Origin of the sequence: Streptomyces sp. NPDC058877 (assembly GCF_042742855.1) — a bacterium.
Lineage (GTDB): Bacteria > Actinomycetota > Actinomycetes > Streptomycetales > Streptomycetaceae > Streptomyces.
Map to the genome: position 1 here is coordinate 1 of NZ_JBHYMF010000378.1, position 1,801 is coordinate 1,801.

Consider the following 1,801-nt stretch of genomic DNA (forward strand, 5'->3'; position numbering starts at 1 on the left):
CCCCGCCTCGATCCCCTCCGACACACCCGAATCCTACAGACCAACAGGCCTCAGAAACCGAGGAGTTATTTATCGACAGCTCCCAGGGTCCGTTGCGTGATCAGGTTTTGTCCGTGTTCATCCGGTGAGCCCGAGTGAAGCTGGCGAACGCCTTCGGACAGGTCAGCGCGGTGCTTGGTGGCGCGGCCACCGTGTTCGCCTTCGTCCCGGGTCTCCAGGGCGTGGCCGCGGGCCTGGCCGCGGCCTCCCTCGCGACGGGAGTGGCCGCCACGGCGATCTCCGCGGCGGACGCGATCTGGGGTACGGGAGACTGGAAGACCGTCGGCATCAACGCCGTGGGCGTCGGCCTGGCGGTGGCAGGCGGCGGTGCGGGAACGCTCGTCGGCAAGGCGGTCGGACGCGCGTCGCCGAAGCTCGGCAAGGCCGTCGGCAACGGCTTGGCCAGCGCCATTCCCGACGTGAAGTCCGTCCAGGCGTTCACCGGAATGACCGGTCGAGCGTATTCCGGCGGTTTCCAGCGAGCCGTCAGCCGGGCCGGCAAAGCCGCCGCGGACCTGCCGGGTCTCACCTGGGGAATCGGCAACACGAGCTGGTGAGGTGAGAAAAGTCTCGCAAAGGAGCGCATAAGGCGTTCCACCTGGGAGTTCGCTCGGCGACGGGGTATGGGAAGTCGTTTCCCTATCGCCTAGAGTCGGGCGAACTCCCGCGGGCGGGAGAAGTCGGCATCGAGGGACCAGGCCCCGATGCGATAACGGAAACGAAGCGGAAACACCCCTATGAGACTCGATTCGATCAATCCCCTGGTGATGGTCCTTCTGTGCGTACTCTGCGCGGCGGGACTGCTGATCATCTGGGTTCCGAGGCTCCCCGCCCAGCTGCGCACCCGGATGTACCTCGCCTGTATTGCGCCGATCCCTCTGTTCTCCGCGCTCGCCGCTCTCAGGGGCTGGTCGTTCCAGGTCACGGCGGCCTACTACGTCTGCGCTGTCGGATCCATCGCCATCGGCTCCCTCGGGCGCGGACGGGAAATCACGGAGATCGGCCGCGGATACGTGGGCCGGTCCCCCGGAGAGCCCGAGCCGCAGGCAAGCCGAGCCTTCGTCACACAGATTCTCGTTTCCCTGGCCGTGCTTTTCGCCGCCGTTCTGTTCTCCTTCGAGGACATGTGAGAAGACGTAGGGGACGTACCAGGAGGGGGTACGGCTGCTGGTGACCGGCCATGCGGGCAGGGCCCCCGGTGGCACGACTTCGCGCCGGTCGGTCGGCCAGGTCGCCGACGAGTGGTGCCCGGGCCGCGCGCCGCCCTGCGATGGACCCGCGGCTGGTACCTCCAACGCGGCGTCGCGGAGCTGCCCGAAGCCCTCCAGGAGCTGCCACCGCTCGTCGACCCCAACTGACGCCCGACAGCTCCACGGGCCCCAGTGACAGGTGGTCGCCGGGGCCCGCTGCCGTTCGAGATCCTTCTCACCGCCAACCCCGGGCTTTCACTTGGGGTCCGTCCGGATCATGGGCGGGAATGCGAAAGTTCCTTCTGGCCTGAAACGATGAACCTTGTCGAGGGGTTCTGCCGGTCCAGGTGGAAGGCACTTTCTACGTGCAGGGTATCGGCTCGCGTCCCACGCTCCATGTCTCCGCCGACGGTGCGGGGGTGGTGGGGCACGCCGGGACACGGCTACTGACTGATCTCGCCGATGCCACCGGGCTAACCAGTGAGGTCTTCTCGGCAACGTGATGGTTGCGGTGCGTGACAGCTTGCGGGTGGCCTGGGTGATGACCCGACGTCAGACATGCGTGAAGCCCC

2 protein-coding genes are annotated in these 1,801 nt (G+C 67.1%); both read left to right on the forward strand.

Annotation, left to right across the window (positions count from 1 at the left end; all coding sequences use genetic code 11):
* The first annotated feature begins 134 nt into the window (after nucleotides 1–134).
* On the forward strand, nucleotides 135–596 hold the full coding sequence (locus tag ACFW2Y_RS35685) for a hypothetical protein (protein WP_384887875.1): 462 nt from the start codon (nucleotides 135–137) through the stop codon (nucleotides 594–596).
* A gap of 180 nt (nucleotides 597–776) precedes the next feature.
* Nucleotides 777–1,169 carry a hypothetical protein gene (locus ACFW2Y_RS35690; RefSeq protein ID WP_384887876.1) on the forward strand — a complete coding sequence of 131 codons (393 nt, stop codon included), beginning with the start codon at nucleotides 777–779 and terminating at the stop codon, nucleotides 1,167–1,169.
* The last annotated feature ends 632 nt before the right edge of the window (nucleotides 1,170–1,801 follow it).